We start from the raw sequence: 16,343 nt of genomic DNA, 5'->3' as shown, positions 1-16,343 counted from the left end.
AATAACAAAAAAAATTAAACTCAATCAAGTTGTTGGCGTTAATTTTATGACATTTCCCCTCGCAGAGAGGTTTCAAAGATAGTTTTAAAAACCTCAGGGCTTAAATCTTTTCCTAATAAATACATTAATTTAGCGACTGCGGCCTCTGTAGTAATATCTTTTCCGGAAACCACCCCTATCTGTTTTAGCTTAACACTGGTTTCATATTGCCCCATATTTACACTCCCCGCTATGCACTGGGTCACATTTACCACGCATAAGCCCTCGGCGATTCTTTCTTTTAATATATTAACAAACCAGGGAGCGCTGGGAGCATTTCCGCTGCCATAGGTTTCCAGAACAACTCCTTTTAAATTTTTCTTGGACAAAATATGCCTGATGGTGCTTTCACTAATTCCCGGGAACATTTTCAGAATAAGAACATCATCATTAAAATTGGTATGAAGTTTTGTAGGCTGCTTCCTATTTGGCTTCCACAAGGCATTGTAATTTACCGAAAGATAAACCCCGGATTCTGCCAATGGTGGATGGTTCATTGAAGCAAAAGCCTGAAAATGTTCAGCATTTATTTTGGTGCTGCGGTTGGCACGGTAAAGTTTATATTCAAAATAAAGTCCCACCTCACTAATTACAGGTCTATCGTTTTTTTGCAATCCGGCAATCTGTATGCTGGTAATGAGATTTTCTTTTGCATCGGTTCTTAAATCACCTATCGGAAGCTGGGATCCGGTAAAAATCACGGGCTTAGTAAGGTTTTCGAACATAAAACTAAGTGCCGAAGCCGTATAGGCCATGGTATCACTGCCGTGCAGAATCACGAAGCCATCATATTCTTCAAAATTAGAATTAATGGTATCGGCAATCTGCACCCAGCATTCGGGATCCATGTTCGAAGAATCGATAGGCTCGTCAAAACTTAAGGTATCAATATTATGTTCGAGTATCTTAAGCTCAGGTATATTCTGAAGTAATTCATCGAAATTAAAAGCCTTTAAGGCTCCGGTATCATAATCTTTGATCATACCTATAGTCCCCCCGGTATAAATAAGGAGAATATTAGCCTTTTTTTTCATAAAGCGCATTTTTATTGATTACCGGGTTGGCATACATTAAAAGGTAACTATTTAGTTCAAGCGCATTTTTCATATCTATTCTTCGGGAAATTCGGCGCTCAAACTGTCGCTTTTCTTTTTCAGAATATTTATCGGAATAGGTACTGGAATTATTCAAAAGATCACAGGCGATATAATTGGAAGGCCAAAGTTTATAATTCCTGTACACCGCTTCATCAATCTTGGTAGTGATAGTCTTTAATTGTTCGTTTACCGAAGCTGCATTTTTCTCTATTCCGTCAAAAACCTCTTCTCCCAAAACATCTCCGGCACTAATGTGGATACGACCTTTATTACCAAGGGCACCCTGCATAATACTATTAAAATCTTCATTAGCAGATTTCACATAGGTCTCCTGCATGCGTTTGGCCATAATTTCAGGCATTTTCAATCTATCGGTAGGATCAAATTCATAGGAGATTGCCACCGGAACTATCTTTAGTTTCTTCAGGTATTCAGTAAGACTGAGATTGCCTTTTGCCATGGCGATCATTTTTAAAACACCCTGCTGGGTATGATCGCTACCATCTTTGGTGCGGCCTTCTCTTTGTGCCATCCAAACCGAGCGCCCTTCTTCAAGAAGAAGATGTTTAATGTAATTAGACAGATTTTGTGAACTTTTAAGCATTTCCCTGGGCCCTAACCCACGCTTCACCAGAAAATTCCTGTTAAGACGGGAAAGTAACATCAAAAAAGGTTTTTGCACCAGGTTATCTCCTATGGCCGAAGCCGTCATCACCAGGTCACTCTCATATAAAGCACTGTTCAGAAGAGAGGTATCTAATACAATATCGCGATGATTTGAAATATAAAAATAGGATTCATTCTTATTCAGCTTATCAAAGCCCGAATAGGTAAGACCTTCAGTACTCCGCTCCAAAACTTTTTGTACAGAATGATAAATCACTTTGGTTTGAAACTCTCTAATGGAGGTACAAGCCAGCGTAATCTCTTCAATCTCCGCAAAATCCTTTTCAGGAAAAGTGAACTGTAACAGCGCCTTAATCATTGGGTGCTTAATATTCTCCTTTAAGGCCTGCTGCACCTCATCGTCGCGGTAAAATCTTATATCTTCAAAATCCTTCACAAAAAGTCTTATTTTCTTAGCAAATGAACAAATTTAAATTTTATTACCCCTTAAATCTTAAAAATATCTTTAGAACTTTGAGTAGTAATTGAAGCCACTTCCTCCAGCCTGAGCTGGTAAATTTCTGCAACTTTTTCGGCTACCTTTCTTAAATATACAGGTTTATTACGTTTTCCCCTAAAGGGAACCGGCGCCAGGTATGGCCCGTCGGTTTCCAGTACAATTTCCTCAATGGGAATTTGCTTTAGAAATTTATCGATCTTTCCATTCTTAAAAGTGACTACTCCCCCTATCCCAAGCTTCATATTATAGGACATTGCTTGCTGAGCCTGCTCATAAGTTCCTGTAAAGCAATGGAAAATTCCGTAGAGGTCTTCACTTTTTTCACTTTCCAGAACTTCAAAAATTTCATCAAAAGCCTCCCGGCAATGTATAACTATGGGTAATTTATATTTTTTTGCCAGCTGAATCTGCCTTCTAAAAGCCACTTTCTGAATTTCCAAGGTACTCTTGTCCCAGTACAAATCGATGCCTATCTCTCCAACGGCAACAAAATTTCTTTCCAAAAACTGTTTTTCAACTTTAGCCAGCTCTTCTTCAAAATCATCTTTTACATGCGTTGGATGCAAGCCAGCCATTAGGAAGACATGCTTCGGATATTTTTTTTCCAGCCTATACATGGCCGGGACATAAGTGGAATCTATCGCAGGCAGAAAAAACCTCTTGATATCATTTTCAAAAGCCTCTTCAATAACTGCATTTTGATCTTTCTGAAAATCTTCGCTGTATAAATGTATATGGGTATCGGTTAATATCATAATTGCAAAATTAATTTATTTTGAAGACCTATCTTTGTCAAAAAACAAGGAATGTCATTTAAGAAATTGCTGAAAGAGAAAGGTTATAAGCGTATCAAGTTAAATATCACCAAAACCAATCACCTTGAAGTGGTTGCGAAAATAAATAATATTGAAGGAAATTTCATCCTGGATACTGGCGCTTCCAGTACTTGCGTAGGAATGGAGGCCATAGAGCATTTTCAGCTTCTTGCCGAAGACAGCGACATAAAAGCTGCAGGAGCCGGTGCCACAAATATGCTCACTCAAATAGCCCAAAAGAACAAAATTGAAATAAAAGGATGGAAAAAGAAAAAAGTAGATCTGGTGCTTTTTGATCTTCGCCATGTCAATGAAGCTCTTCTCAATCACGAGGCCGAAAAGGTACATGGTATAATTGGAGCCGATATCTTAAGGAAAGGAAAAGCAATTATAGATTACAAGAACAAATCTTTGTATCTCAAATAAATTTTAGGGGAAATTTCCCCTTGATGCAAGGCAGCTTATAATCTAAATTTGAAACATTAATGTTAGATGATGCCTGTTTTGTTTAAAAATAAGACTCTTAGTATAGTATTTCTCGTCATCCTTACGGCTGCAGTCATAGGAGTTTTGTCACTTAACATAGCATCCCTTATTTTATTTTAATTTGTTATTGGAATTAGAAAAGGAGGCCCTGGGCCTCCTTTTTTATTTATAACAGACAAGCAAAGACTTTTCTATAGTTCCAAAGCCCGCTTCACATCATTATCCATCAAGAGCTCTTCTGGATTTTCGAGAGCTTCTTTAATTGCAACCAGGAATCCTACAGACTCTTTTCCGTCTATAATTCTGTGATCGTAAGACAAGGCCACATACATAATCGGCCTAATTTCTACGTGGCCATCTACGGCTACGGGGCGCTCTACAATATTATGCATCCCAAGAATAGCACTTTGTGGAGGGTTAATAATAGGAGTAGAAAGCATAGACCCAAAGACCCCGCCATTGGTTATGGTAAAAGTTCCTCCAGTCATTTCATCTACCGTGATTTCACCGTCCCTTGCCCGAACAGCCAGACGTTTAACCTCCTCTTCTACACCTCTGAAACTAAGATTTTCAGCATTTCTAATCACCGGAACCATTAGCCCCTTGGGTCCTGAAACGGCTATACTAATATCTTTAAAATCATATTTTATCTGATAATCTCCATCTACCATCGAGTTTACATCGGGGTACATTTCCAGCGCCCGCACTACTGCCAGGGTAAAGAAAGACATAAACCCGAGGCTTACTCCATGCTTTTCTTTAAATTCTTCCTTATATTTTTTACGCAACGCAAAGATAGGAGCCATATCTACCTCGTTAAAAGTAGTAAGCATCGCTGTTTCATTTTTTGCTGAAACCAGGCGTTGAGCTACTTTTCGTCTAAGCATAGACATTTTTTTACGGGATTCCCCTCTTTTTCCAGGACCCGGAGTTCCCATAGAGGCTTTTGCCTGGACAGCGTCTTCTTTGGTTACTCGACCATCCTTACCACTTCCCTTCACAGATTTAGGCTCAATTCCCTTTTCATCGAGAATTTTCTTAGCAGCCGGAGAAGGACTTCCTGTAGCATAGGTCTCTTTGGAAGCCTCTTTAGACTCTTCTTTTTTCTCCTCTTTTTTAGGCTCTTCTTTACCGGATTTTTCCTCTTTCTTATCTTCCGCTTTTGCTTCAGATTTTTCTTCACCACCTCCGGGCTTTGGAGCCTCGGTATCGATTAAGCAAACTACCTCACCTACGGCTACGGCATCACCTTCTTCAGCTTTAAGAGTGATGATTCCGCTAGCCTCGGCAGGTAATTCCAGGGTAGCTTTATCACTATCAACCTCGGCGACCGCCTGATCTTTTTCAACGTAATCCCCGTCTTCAACAAGCCACTGGGCTATTTCTACTTCGGTTATCGATTCTCCTGGAGAAGGAACTTTCATTTCTAAAGCCATGTTCTTAATTTTTATTTTGTTACCTCTACCAAGCAGAGATATTTTTTGAATTTACTTCTTATTATTTATTCTTCTAAATTTTTATCAAATACGCAGGCGATTACTTTTTCGTGACGCTTTTTAAACCTCACGGCGCTACCTGCAGCCGGTGACCCGTAGAATTTCCTGCTGCAAACCCTAAAGTTCTTAGCTTCATCAAAATGCAGTAATAAATGACCATAGGCTCCCATGTTTCTAGGTTCTTCCTGCGCCCACACAAGGTCATCGGCATTTTTATATTTCTTAAGGGCCTCTTTCATTTCTGAAACCGGAAGTGGGAACAACTGCTCAAGCCTTACTAAAGCAACATCGTCACGCTTATTTTCTTCGCGGAATTCCAAAAGGTCGTAATAGAATTTACCGGTACAAAAAACAAGGGTTTTAACCTTATCAACCTTAGCTTCTTTGTCGTCAAGGAATGGCTTGAAACTTCCGTTAGCAAATTCTTCTTTTGTAGAAATCACTTTTGGGTGTCTCAGCAAACTTTTAGGAGTAAATATGATTAGAGGTTTCCTAAAACCAGCTTTCATCTGCCTTCTAAGAATATGAAACATGTTGGCAGGAGTGGTAATATCGGCTACATACATATTATCCCGGGCACAAAGCTGAAGAAAACGCTCCATTCTTCCTGATGAATGTTCTGCACCCTGACCTTCATAGCCATGCGGAAGGAACATCACCAAACCATTTTGTAATTTCCATTTATCTTCTGCCGCCGAGATATATTGATCGATCATAATCTGTGCGCCATTTACAAAGTCACCAAATTGCGCTTCCCAAATGGTGAGCGTTTTTGGACTCGTCATTGCATAACCGTAATCAAAACCTACAACTCCGTATTCAGATAAAAGCGAATTATAAATAAATATATCCCCATCTCTATTGGGAATATTATTATGAAGAATTATTTCTTCTTCGCTGTCTTCAACTTTTAATACGGCATGGCGGTGAGAAAAGGTCCCTCTTTCACTGTCCTGCCCGCTAAGGCGAACATTATAACCTTCTGCCAGTAAAGTACCATAAGCCAGATGCTCTGCCATAGACCAGTCAAGCTTATTATTTTCAAAATACATCTTCCTCCTGCCCTCTATGATCTTGGTTATCTTTCGTAAAAATTTCTTATCCCCGGGCAATTTCGAAATGGTTTCTGCTACCAGATCAAGCATTTTTATATCCACACCGGTTTCGACAGATTCCATCATCCCTTCTTGGCGTACTGATTGAAAGCCTTCCCATTCATCATGCATAAAAGGAGTCACCCTGGTGGTTTCTTCTTTTCTGGAGTCTTCCAGATCTTCATCTAATCGGGCCTTATAGTCCTCTTCAAGTTTTCCTACATAGTCATCTTCAATCACCCCTTCTTTCTTAAGCTTTTCTGCATAAATATCCCTTGGGTTACTATGCTTGGCGATTGCCTTATAAAGTTTAGGTTGAGTAAACCTGGGTTCGTCTCCTTCGTTATGTCCGTATTTTCTATATCCCAGCAGGTCGATAAATACATCCCGACCAAACTTCATTCTAAATTCCAGCGCGAATAATATAGAATGCACCACAGCTTCGGCGTCATCGGCATTTACGTGCAGTACAGGAGAAAGGGTTACTTTTGCCACATCGGTACAATAGGTAGAAGAACGTCCATCTAAATAATTAGTGGTAAAGCCAATTTGGTTATTGACTACAATGTGAATGGTCCCTCCGGTTTTATAACCGTCTAACTGGGCCATTTGCACCACTTCATATACCACTCCCTGGGCCGAGATGGCGGCATCACCATGAACCAGAATGGGTAATACTTTACTGGAATCACCCTGATATCGCCTGTCTTGTTTTGCCCGGGTAATTCCCTCTACTACGGGACCTACGGTCTCAAGATGAGAGGGATTAGGAGCAATATTTATATTTATTCCTTTTCCCTTATCGGTAATACGGCAGGAAGTCCAACCGAGGTGATATTTCACATCCCCGTCAAAAATATCCTGCTCATAATCTTTTCCATCAAATTCACTAAAAATATCCTTAGCGCTTTTTCCGAAAATATTGGTGAGTGTATTTAACCTTCCACGGTGGGCCATACCCATTACAAACTCCTGAACTCCTGTTTCGGCAGCCTTTTCAATTAGCGCATCGAGTGCCGGAATCAGGCTCTCCCCACCTTCCAGGGAAAATCGCTTTTGACCTACATATTTTGTATGAAGAAAGGACTCAAAGGACACCGCTTCATTTAACTTCTTAAGGATTTGCTTTTTTTCTTCGGCAGAAAACGAAGGATGGTTCTCATTAACATTCAGTTTAGATTGAATCCATGAAATTTCCTCGGGTTTACGAATATACATATACTCGATCCCTATCGAATCACAGTAAACATTCTCAAGATGGTTAACTATTTCTTTAAGGGTTTTTGGACCAATGCCAAGCACATCTCCTGCATTGAAAACAGTATCCAGATCTTCTTTTGAAAGGTCAAAATTTTCAATATCAAGAGTGGGCGAATATTTACGGCGTTCCCTTACAGGGTTGGTCTTTGTAAATAAATGACCCCGGGTTCGGTAACCATCAATTAAACGAATTACCCTGAATTCTTTGATCACGTGATCGGGTATTTTTCCCTCTTCAAATTTTACCGGAGCTTCCTCCAGCGCTTCGGGAGCAACGCCGTTTTGCTCCATTCCAAAATCAAAGCCTTGAAAAAAAGCCCTCCAACTGGGCTCTACACTGTCGGGGTACTGAAGGTATTGATCGTATAATTCGGCGAAATATGCTGTGTGTGCAGCATTTAGAAATGAGAATCTATCCATAAGTGGAAACTAGTGTTTCTTTAAATTCTTAAAAACAGGACAAAAATACAATTTTTAAAAAAAGAGCTTGTAGAAAACGATATATTTATCTTATGCCTTATAAGAAATTTAACATAGTAAGCCGGCGTATTATCAGGGTAATTTCAATATTTAAAAATACTTTACATTATTTTCAGAATTATCTTGCAGCTTAGCTCAAACCTGTCTTTCCATTAAACTCTCTCCAAATTTTCGCAAAGGAGCTTTTTTCTCTTCCTGCAAGTCTATTTTATCCAAAACATCAAAAGCCTTTTGGGTATATTTTTCAATTTCGGCCCGGGTAAGCTCAGCTGCACCGCTGCTTTCAAATAAAGCTTTTACTGCTTCTATCTTGCCGGAGGTCTCTGCCGGACTTATAGAATAGAGATGCTGTAGCTGTCTCGCCTCTCTTTTCCCCGATGCCTCCAGCGCCTTTAAATAGAGGAATGTTTTTTTATTTTCAATAATATCACCTCCTAATTGTTTCCCAAAAGTTTCAGGATCACCAAAGGCATCCAGGTAATCATCCTGAAGCTGGAAAGCAATTCCAAGCAACCTCCCGTATTGGTATATTGCCTCTTTACATTCCCTGGGCGTCCCGGCAACTATAGCCCCCATCTGCAAGGAAGCACCCACTAAAACGGCTGTTTTGTATTCTATCATTTTCAGGTAATCCTCAATTTGCACATCTTCCCGGACCTCAAAATCCATATCGTATTGCTGCCCCTCGCAGACCTCCATGGCAGTTCTTGTAAATAATTGCGCTAATTCTTTGAAAATCTTATCCTCATAATTTTCAAATAACTGATATGCGTTTATCAACATTGCATCTCCTGAAAGTATCCCTGTGTTAATATCCCATTTCTCATGAACGGTTTTCTTACCCCGCCTTATAGGCGCATCGTCCATAATATCGTCGTGCACCAGAGAGAAATTGTGAAAGATCTCTATGGCTAGTGCAGCATCAAGGGCCTTGCGGTAATCGGCGTCAAAAATTTCAGTAGCCATTAGCACCAACACGGGTCTTAAACGCTTTCCGCCCAATTGCAAAATGTATCGCATAGGCTCGTAAAGATTTCTAGGCTCTTTTACTTCAATTTTGGTATCTAAATATTTCAAAAATTCTTCCCGGTACTCTGAAATGGACCTCATCGTATCAATTTTTGGCTAAAATACCATAATAGAATGTAATTCAAATTTCAAGACCAAGTTAAATTATTCAAAAACCAGGGAAACCTTTCTTGTATATAAAGTTTCCAAAACTTACTTTTGCAGCCAATTTTTTTTTTGAATCTGTGAGAGATAAAATTTTAAATACAGCTACCGAGATGTTTTTAAACCTCGGTTTTAAAAGTGTGACGATGGATGATATTGCCGCAGAAATGGCCATATCCAAAAAAACCATTTACGCCCATTTTGACACCAAAACAAAATTGGTGCAGGCGGTCACCAACCATTTGTTTGAGAATATAGATAAGGGGATAAAAGATATTAGGGCGAAAAAAATGAACCCTATCGAAGAAATTTACGAGGTTAAAAGTTTTTCGATGAAATACCTGAAAGACGAAAAGACTTCTCCACAATATCAGCTTCAGAAGTATTACCCAAAAATTTACCAGAGCATTAGCAACAGGCAATATGAACTGGTTCAATGCTGTGTTATTGAAAACCTTGAGTGTGGCATCACTACGGGACATTATCGCAGCGACATCCCTATTTCTTTTATTAGTAGAATTCATTTTACAGGAATGATGGGTTTAAAAGATAAAGATCTCTTTCCTACTGAAGAGTACAGCAATGCCAAGTTGATGGAATATTTTGTAGAATATCACATCCGGGCCATTTCGACCCCTAAAGGTCTTAAAGCACTTCAGGAATTTTTAAACAAACGAAAAAACACCAATCATGCGTAGACTTTTTCTGCTCATCTTTCTGATTTCCGCAGGAATTCAGGCTCAGGAAATCGAAAACGGATATAGCTTTTCTCTGGAAGAGGCTATCCGGTTTGGCCTGGAAAACAATTATAGCTCGGTAAATGCCCAAAAGGATATAGACATTGCTATTAAACAGAAATGGGAGATTATTGCCCAGGGGCTGCCGCAACTTTCAGCAACTACAGATTATCAGAATTATCTAAAACAACCGGTGACATTAATTCCGGCTGAAATCTCGGGAGGTGAGCCCGGCACTTATGTGCCTGTGGTTTTTGGCACCAAACATAACCTTAATGCGACAGCCACCTGGAACCAGCTAATTTTTGACGGTTCTTATATCGTTGGGGTCCAATCGGCTAAAACCTTGCTGCAGATTTCCAAAAATGCAAAAACCAAAACCAATCATGAGGTTAAAAAAGCTATCATTAATGCCTACGGAAATGTCCTTCTTGCCAGGGAAAGTGTAGCAATTCTTCAGAAAAATCAGGAAAACGTTCAACAGAATTACAACGAGACCAAAGAGATCTATAAAAATGGCCTCGCCGAAGAAGAAGATGTAGAACAACTGGAGATCACATTATTGCGCTTAAAAAATAACCTTAGCAGAAGCCGTAGAATGCTAAATATCTCCTATGATGTCCTTAAACTGAGTTTAGGCCTACCCATAGAAACACCTGTAGAACTAACCCAGGATCTTGATGAGCTGGCAATGGAGTATTTTGATTTGGGCCTTCTTGAAACCCAAATTCCTGTTGAAGAAAATATAGATTACCGCATTGCTGAAAACCGGGCTCAATCTGCCGAGATACAGGTAAAACTTGAAAAATCAAAAGCACTGCCAAGTCTAAGTGGTTTTCTTAATTATGGGGTTCAGGGCTTCAGCAAGGAGTTCACCTTTTTTAACAGCGACCAGGAATACTACGGACAATCAATTTTAGGAGTCTCTTTAAACATCCCTATATTCAGTAGTGGAATGCGCGGTGCGCGTACCCAACAAAAGAAAATAGCCTACGATCAGGCTATACTGGAACTGGAAGAAACCAGGAATGATGTATTGCGAAGAATAAATTCGGCTAAGATCGAATATGAATATAGCCTTGAAAATTTCCAGACGCAAAAGAAAAATCTGGAACTCTCCGAGCGCATAGAACGCAAAAACCAGATCAAATTTTTTGAAGGTGTGGGTAGTAGCTTTGAGCTAAGTGAGGCACAAAGACAACTTTATAGCGCACAACAGGATTTCCTTCAAGCCATGCTGAATGTGATTACCAATAAGGCCGAATTGGAAAACCTACTGGACACCACAAAATACCCTGATGAAAACTAAACTAATAAACAGCAATCAAAAGATACCGATGAAGAAAATATCAGTTTTATTAACCATAAGCTTATTTATTTTTTCCTGCGGAAAAAAAGATGAGCAATCCGTTGAAGAGATAATAAAAAGGGGGGATCTTACAGAGATCAAACAAAAGAAAACTGAATTAGGTCAACAACAAAGCGAATTGACCACCAAAATAGACCAGCTGGACGAGGCAATAAACGAGCTTGATAAAAACCGTAGGTTAGATCTCGTTACCACGCAGGTTATTCAGGACACCCTGTTTAAGCATTTTGCTGAAGTTCAGGGCGATGTCGCTACCGATGAAAATATCATTATCTATCCCGAATTTTCGGGAGTTCTAACCAATATTAGAATAGAAGAAGGCCAGAAGGTTAGCAAAGGACAAACCCTGGCTATTATTGATGACGGCGGACTTTCGAGTGAGCTTGCTCAACTGGAAACCCGAGTCGCTTTAGCAAAGACCACTTTTGAACGCCAGGAAAGGTTATGGGAACAGAACATAGGTTCAGAAATGCAATACCTTGAAGCCAAAACAAATTATGAAGCGATTCAAAGGTCACTGGAACAATTAAAATCCCGCCTGGCAAAAACTGTGGTTACCGCTCCATTTAGTGGTGTAATCGATGAAGTGATCACCGATGAAGGACAGGTAGTGAATCCCGGGCAAAGTCCGTTATTCAGGTTAATAAGTTTAGAAAACATGTATGTGGAAGCCGCGGTTCCTGAAAATTACCTCAACAAGATTAAAAAAGGCACCCAGGTAAATATAAGGATTGGTTCTATTAATAAGGAAATTGAAGGTGAAGTGAGGCAGGTTGGAAGCTATATTAACCCTAACAATCGCACTTTCGGGGTTCAGGTTGCACTGCCTAACGAAGAGGGCCTTATCAAGCCCAACCAGATTGCAACTATAAAACTTAACGATTATACTGCCGAAAACGCCGTGGTAATTCCAGAAAATGCGGTTCAGAAAAATGCTTTGGGAGAAAATATTGTCTATGTATTGGAAAAAGAAGCCGAAGGCGAAACAGGGATTGCCCGCAAAAAGATCGTAGAGACCGGTTATGTTTACCAGAACGAGATAGAGATTACCAAAGGTTTACAGCCTGGTGAAATCCTTATTGTAGAAGGCGCCAAAAACCTCCGCGAAGGACAGGAAGTGAAATCAAGAAACGAGGAGTAACATGAAATTAGACAAGGAATTTAAACTTTCTTCCTGGGCCATAGGCAATAAAATGACGGTCTATGTGATTATCGCCATAATTATGATAGGCGGGCTCATGTCCTATTATAATATGCCCCGCGAATCATTCCCGGAGGTTATTGAAACTAAAATTTATGTGAGCTCGGTAAACCCGGGCAACTCTGCCGAAGATGTCGAGAAATTTATTACCGAACCCCTCGAAGAAGAATTCAACAATATTGCAGGGGTAAAAGAAATCACTTCTAACACCCTTCAGGATTATTCCCTGGTAATTGTAGAATTTGAAGAAGATATCCTGGTAGATATTGCCAGGCAAAAAGTAAAAGACAAGGTTGATCTGGTAAAAGCCGAAACCACCTGGCCTACCCTGGATAACGGAGCCAAAGTAGAGCCCAATGTTTTCGATTTGAACCTTACCGAAGAAATGCCCATCCTTAATATTAACCTTACGGGAGACTATACCGTACAGCAGTTAAAGGAATATGCCGAATATCTTCAGGAGCGAATAGAGCTCCTCCCGCAAATCAAAGAGGCGGGAATTAGGGGTGCAGAAGATATGGAAGTTGAAATCGCTGTAGATATCTACAAAATGACGGCTTCCAAGGTTAGTTTTGATGATATTGTAAATTCGGTAAATGCTGAAAACCGCACCATTTCAGGAGGGAACATCATTACCAGCGGCGCTCAGAAAAACATCAGGATAATCGGAGAAATTGAAGATCCCGATGAGTTAAAGGATGTGGTGGTAAAACGCGACGGCGGACTCATATTTCTTAAGGACATCGCTGAAATAAATTTCAAGGAAAAAGATGCCACCACATTTGCCAGGGAGTATGGTCAACCTGTAGTGATGCTGGATGTTAAAAAACGCGCCGGAAAAAATATGATCGAGGCGGTAGAAAGCATCAAGGAGATCGTAAAAACCGAACAGGAGAATTACCTGCCGGAAAGTTTACACATAAGCCTAAGCAACGATCAATCAACCCAAACTATTAACCAGGTTGATGATCTTGTTAACAATATAATTTTTGGAGTAATCCTCGTGGTATTGGTTCTAATGTTCTTTCTAGGGTTCCGAAACTCTTTATTTGTAGGGATTGCGATTCCGCTTTCCATGTTTCTCTCCTATATTATTTTATCCAGCATGGGATACACCCTGAATACCATGGTGCTTTTCGCACTTGTAATGGGACTGGGAATGCTGGTAGATAATGGGATTGTGGTTGTGGAGAACGTATACTCTCTAATGGATCAGGGCATGTCGCGAACCAAAGCAGCCAAACAAGGTTTAGGCGAAATTGCCTGGCCAATTATCGCTTCAACCGCTACTACTTTGGCAGCATTTTTTCCGCTGGGATTATGGCCGGGTCTTGTAGGAAAATTTATGATGATTTTTCCCATCACGCTTTCCATAGTATTAGGATCTTCATTATTTGTGGCGCTGATTATCAATTCCATGCTTACCTCCCAGTTTATGAAAACCGAGGAAGAATCAATTTCGAAAAAACGGCTAATCCGTCTTAGTTTAATTCTGGGAACTACAGGAATAATCCTACTTATCCTTGGCTTTATTTTACCTACAGGGGTCTTAAGAGCTTTTGGAAACATCCTTATCCTGGTTGTTATCCTGCTCTGGGCTTATAAGTATTTTATCTCAAAGGCAGTAGATTTCTTTCAGGTAAGAGCACTCAAAAAGATGGAAAGTTTATACGAGAGAACCCTTATCTATGCACTGCGCGGAAAAAAAGCTTATTTATTTTTCTTCGGAACGCTTTTTCTACTATTTGTTTCTTTCGTTTTAATCGCTTTGGTACAACCCAAGGTGTTGTTCTTCCCTGAGAATGAACCTAAACAAATTATCACCTATATTGAATACCCCGAAGGCACAGATATTCACAAAACCAACGAACTCACCAAAAAGATAGAGAGTCAGGTTTTTGAGGTGATAAAAAAATACGAAGATGAAGACGGCTATAATTTTATGGTCGAATCGGCTATCTCGCAGGTAGGAGAAGGCTCTGGAAACCCTATGACCGATGGGGGCCAGCAAAACGAAATGCCACATAAAGCAAAAATCACGCTTTCTATGCGGGAATTTAATGAAAGACGCGGGGTGCGAAGTAGTAAGGTTCTAAGCGAAGTTCGGGATGCTGTTCAGGGCTTCCCGGGAGCGTCGGTTATTGTTGAAAAAGACCAGGCAGGACCTCCTTCCGGTTATCCTATCAACATGGAATTAAAGGGAGACGACTATGAGCAGATGCTTGCTGAGGCAGAAAATATGCGAGCTTATATCCAGAGCCTAAGCATCCCCGGAATAGAAAACCTCAAAATTGATGTTAACAAATCAAAATCTGAACTTGATGTAAAAGTTGATCGCCGAAAAGCCGGCCAGCTGGGAGTTTCAACAGCTGCAGTGGGCCAAACTCTAAGAAGAGCTATCTATGGGGAAGAGGTTTCAACTTACAAAGATGGGGACGACGATTATGAAGTTAACGTACGTTTTAATGAGGAATTCCGGTATGATGAAAATGCCTTGTTTAATCAACCCGTAACCTTTATGGATCAAAATACCGGGGAGATTGTACAGGTACCAATTTCTTCCCTGGTGACCACAAATAAAGCTTCTTCGTTCAGCTCAATTAAGAGAAAAGATCTAAAGCGCGTCATAACCTTATACTCCAATGTTCTGGAAGGTTACAACGGAAACGAGATAGTAGAACGTCTGAAAACTGAACTGAAAAATTACGAGCTTCCGAAGGAAATTTCTCTCGAGTTTACCGGGGAACAGGAAGAACAGAAAGAGAATATGAGCTTTCTGCTAAAAGCCCTGCTCATTGCCATTGGTGGAATCCTGCTTATCCTGGTAGCCCAGTTCAACTCAATCTCAAAACCTATTATCATTGTTATGGCGGTGATGCTAAGTTTGGTGGGAGTCTTCTTTGGACTGATAATTTTCCAGATGGACTTCATTATTATTATGACGATGATGGGAATTATCTCTTTAGCAGGAATCGTGGTTAACAACGCCATCGTACTGGTGGATTATACCCAAATTCTCATAGACCGGAAGAAAAACGAGTTGGGCTTAGAAGACAACGAGCTTTTAACCCGCGAGCAGTATTTTGATAGTATCGTAAAAGGTGGAATTTCCAGGTTAAGACCGGTAATTCTAACTGCAATTACTACTGTGTTAGGACTTATTCCATTAGCGGTTGGGTTGAACATCGATTTCTTTAGCCTCTTCATAGATTACGATCCTAAAATCTATATTGGGGGAGATAACGTGATCTTCTGGGGTCCACTGGCCTGGACAGTGATCTTCGGACTTGTTTTTGCGACCTTTTTAACCCTGGTTATTGTCCCGGTAATGTTCTACCTGGTAAATCGTGCCAAGGTAAAAACCGCCGATAAACGAAAAGAGCGAAAACAAAGAAAACTGGAGGCAAAAGCCTAAAATAAAAAAACCCCGAAGCTTCAACTTCGGGGTTTTTCTTTTCCAATAAATTTTTATTAGGGTTTGGGGATGTAACCGCTTTCGCGTTTTAACACCCCAACAATTATATTTTCGTCATAGATTACTTCGGTTAATTGGTTGTTATTCCAAAAAAACCATTTACCAGTCTTGTTACCAAAGGCATACTGGGCGAGGCTTTCCTTTTCACCTCTCTGGTTGTAAGAAACCCATTCCCCGTGGAGTTTCCCGTCCTTGTACGTTCCTTCCTGCTTAATACTTCCGTCTTCATAATAAAATGTTCCTTTAATAAGATCGCCGTCTTTTTCAAAACGTGGCTCAGGTTTATCCTGTGCCATAATAGTGCCGCCGGCAATAAAAACCGCAGCCATCAAAATATTTCTGATCTTTTTCATTAGTATTTAATAATCTTAACTTTACAAATATAACAAAAAGTTTACGTTTATTCAATAATTACGTAACATTAAGTTAACATTGGGACGCCCAAAACCTAAAAATCAGAAGTCTAATAAATTTCATTTTACACCTGAAGTTTAC

General features: G+C 40.0%; 12 protein-coding genes. 5 read left to right on the top strand and 7 right to left on the bottom strand.

Translation table 11 applies throughout. The annotated features are described in order from the left end of the window. Positions 1–44: 44 nt before the first annotated feature. From BUW93_RS06715 to BUW93_RS06705, 3 genes are read right to left on the bottom strand one after another with little or no spacing between them, the layout of a single operon-like run. On the bottom strand, positions 45–1,073 hold the full coding sequence (locus BUW93_RS06715; protein ID WP_081210764.1) for an asparaginase: 1,029 nt from the start codon (positions 1,071–1,073) through the stop codon (positions 45–47). Continuing rightward, on the bottom strand, positions 1,057–2,199 hold the full coding sequence (locus BUW93_RS06710; protein ID WP_110688277.1) for a 1-acyl-sn-glycerol-3-phosphate acyltransferase: 1,143 nt from the start codon (positions 2,197–2,199) through the stop codon (positions 1,057–1,059). Before BUW93_RS06710 ends, BUW93_RS06715 begins: the two co-directional genes overlap by 17 nt. Positions 2,200–2,249: 50 nt before the next feature. Beyond that, complete coding sequence (locus BUW93_RS06705; RefSeq protein ID WP_081210431.1) at positions 2,250–3,017, bottom strand: TatD family hydrolase; 768 nt, start codon at positions 3,015–3,017, stop codon at positions 2,250–2,252. Between the two features lie 51 nt (positions 3,018–3,068). Here BUW93_RS06705 and BUW93_RS06700 point away from each other — a divergent pair, with 51 nt between their 5' ends. Then, positions 3,069–3,503: a retropepsin-like aspartic protease gene (locus tag BUW93_RS06700; protein ID WP_081210430.1), complete on the top strand. Its 435-nt coding sequence runs from the start codon at positions 3,069–3,071 to the stop codon at positions 3,501–3,503. A gap of 251 nt (positions 3,504–3,754) precedes the next feature. Here BUW93_RS06700 and odhB read toward each other — a convergent pair whose 3' ends face one another. The 3 genes from odhB to BUW93_RS06685 all read right to left on the bottom strand — a co-directional run bounded on the left by odhB (position 3,755) and on the right by BUW93_RS06685 (position 9,003). Next, complete coding sequence (odhB, locus tag BUW93_RS06695; RefSeq protein ID WP_081210429.1) at positions 3,755–4,999, bottom strand: 2-oxoglutarate dehydrogenase complex dihydrolipoyllysine-residue succinyltransferase; 1,245 nt, start codon at positions 4,997–4,999, stop codon at positions 3,755–3,757. 65 nt (positions 5,000–5,064) lie between these two features. Continuing rightward, a complete protein-coding gene (locus BUW93_RS06690; RefSeq protein WP_081210428.1) occupies positions 5,065–7,833 on the bottom strand; it encodes a 2-oxoglutarate dehydrogenase E1 component in 2,769 nt (922 codons plus the stop codon). Positions 7,834–8,028: 195 nt separating this feature from the next. Beyond that, a complete protein-coding gene (locus BUW93_RS06685) occupies positions 8,029–9,003 on the bottom strand; it encodes a polyprenyl synthetase family protein (protein ID WP_081210427.1) in 975 nt (324 codons plus the stop codon). Positions 9,004–9,146: 143 nt separating this feature from the next. Here BUW93_RS06685 and BUW93_RS06680 point away from each other — a divergent pair, with 143 nt between their 5' ends. The 4 genes from BUW93_RS06680 to BUW93_RS06665 are packed head-to-tail and all read left to right on the top strand — an operon-like array spanning position 9,147 to position 15,788. Further along, positions 9,147–9,764, top strand: coding sequence for a TetR/AcrR family transcriptional regulator (locus tag BUW93_RS06680; RefSeq protein ID WP_081210762.1), 618 nt, complete (start codon positions 9,147–9,149; stop codon positions 9,762–9,764). Next, positions 9,757–11,112, top strand: a complete 1,356-nt coding sequence (locus BUW93_RS06675; protein WP_081210425.1) for a TolC family protein — start codon at positions 9,757–9,759, stop codon at positions 11,110–11,112. Before BUW93_RS06680 ends, BUW93_RS06675 begins: the two co-directional genes overlap by 8 nt. 28 nt (positions 11,113–11,140) lie before the next feature. Further along, the gene (locus BUW93_RS06670; RefSeq protein ID WP_081210760.1) at positions 11,141–12,313 is read left to right on the top strand and encodes an efflux RND transporter periplasmic adaptor subunit; all 1,173 of its coding nucleotides are present in this window, start codon (positions 11,141–11,143) and stop codon (positions 12,311–12,313) included. A 1-nt stretch (position 12,314) separates the two neighbouring features. Further along, positions 12,315–15,788, top strand: coding sequence for an efflux RND transporter permease subunit (locus BUW93_RS06665; protein ID WP_081210423.1), 3,474 nt, complete (start codon positions 12,315–12,317; stop codon positions 15,786–15,788). A 56-nt stretch (positions 15,789–15,844) separates the two neighbouring features. Here the strand turns inward: BUW93_RS06665 and BUW93_RS06660 are convergent, their stop codons facing one another. Then, positions 15,845–16,201 (bottom strand): toxin-antitoxin system YwqK family antitoxin, encoded by a 357-nt coding sequence (locus BUW93_RS06660; protein ID WP_081210421.1) that lies wholly within the window; start codon positions 16,199–16,201, stop codon positions 15,845–15,847. Between the last annotated feature and the right edge of the window lie 142 nt (positions 16,202–16,343).

It is taken from the genome of Salegentibacter sediminis, assembly GCF_002078605.1.
GTDB lineage: Bacteria > Bacteroidota > Bacteroidia > Flavobacteriales > Flavobacteriaceae > Salegentibacter > Salegentibacter sediminis.
The sequence above is the reverse complement of the archived record's forward strand: the minus strand, read 5'-3'. Positions and strand labels throughout refer to the sequence as shown.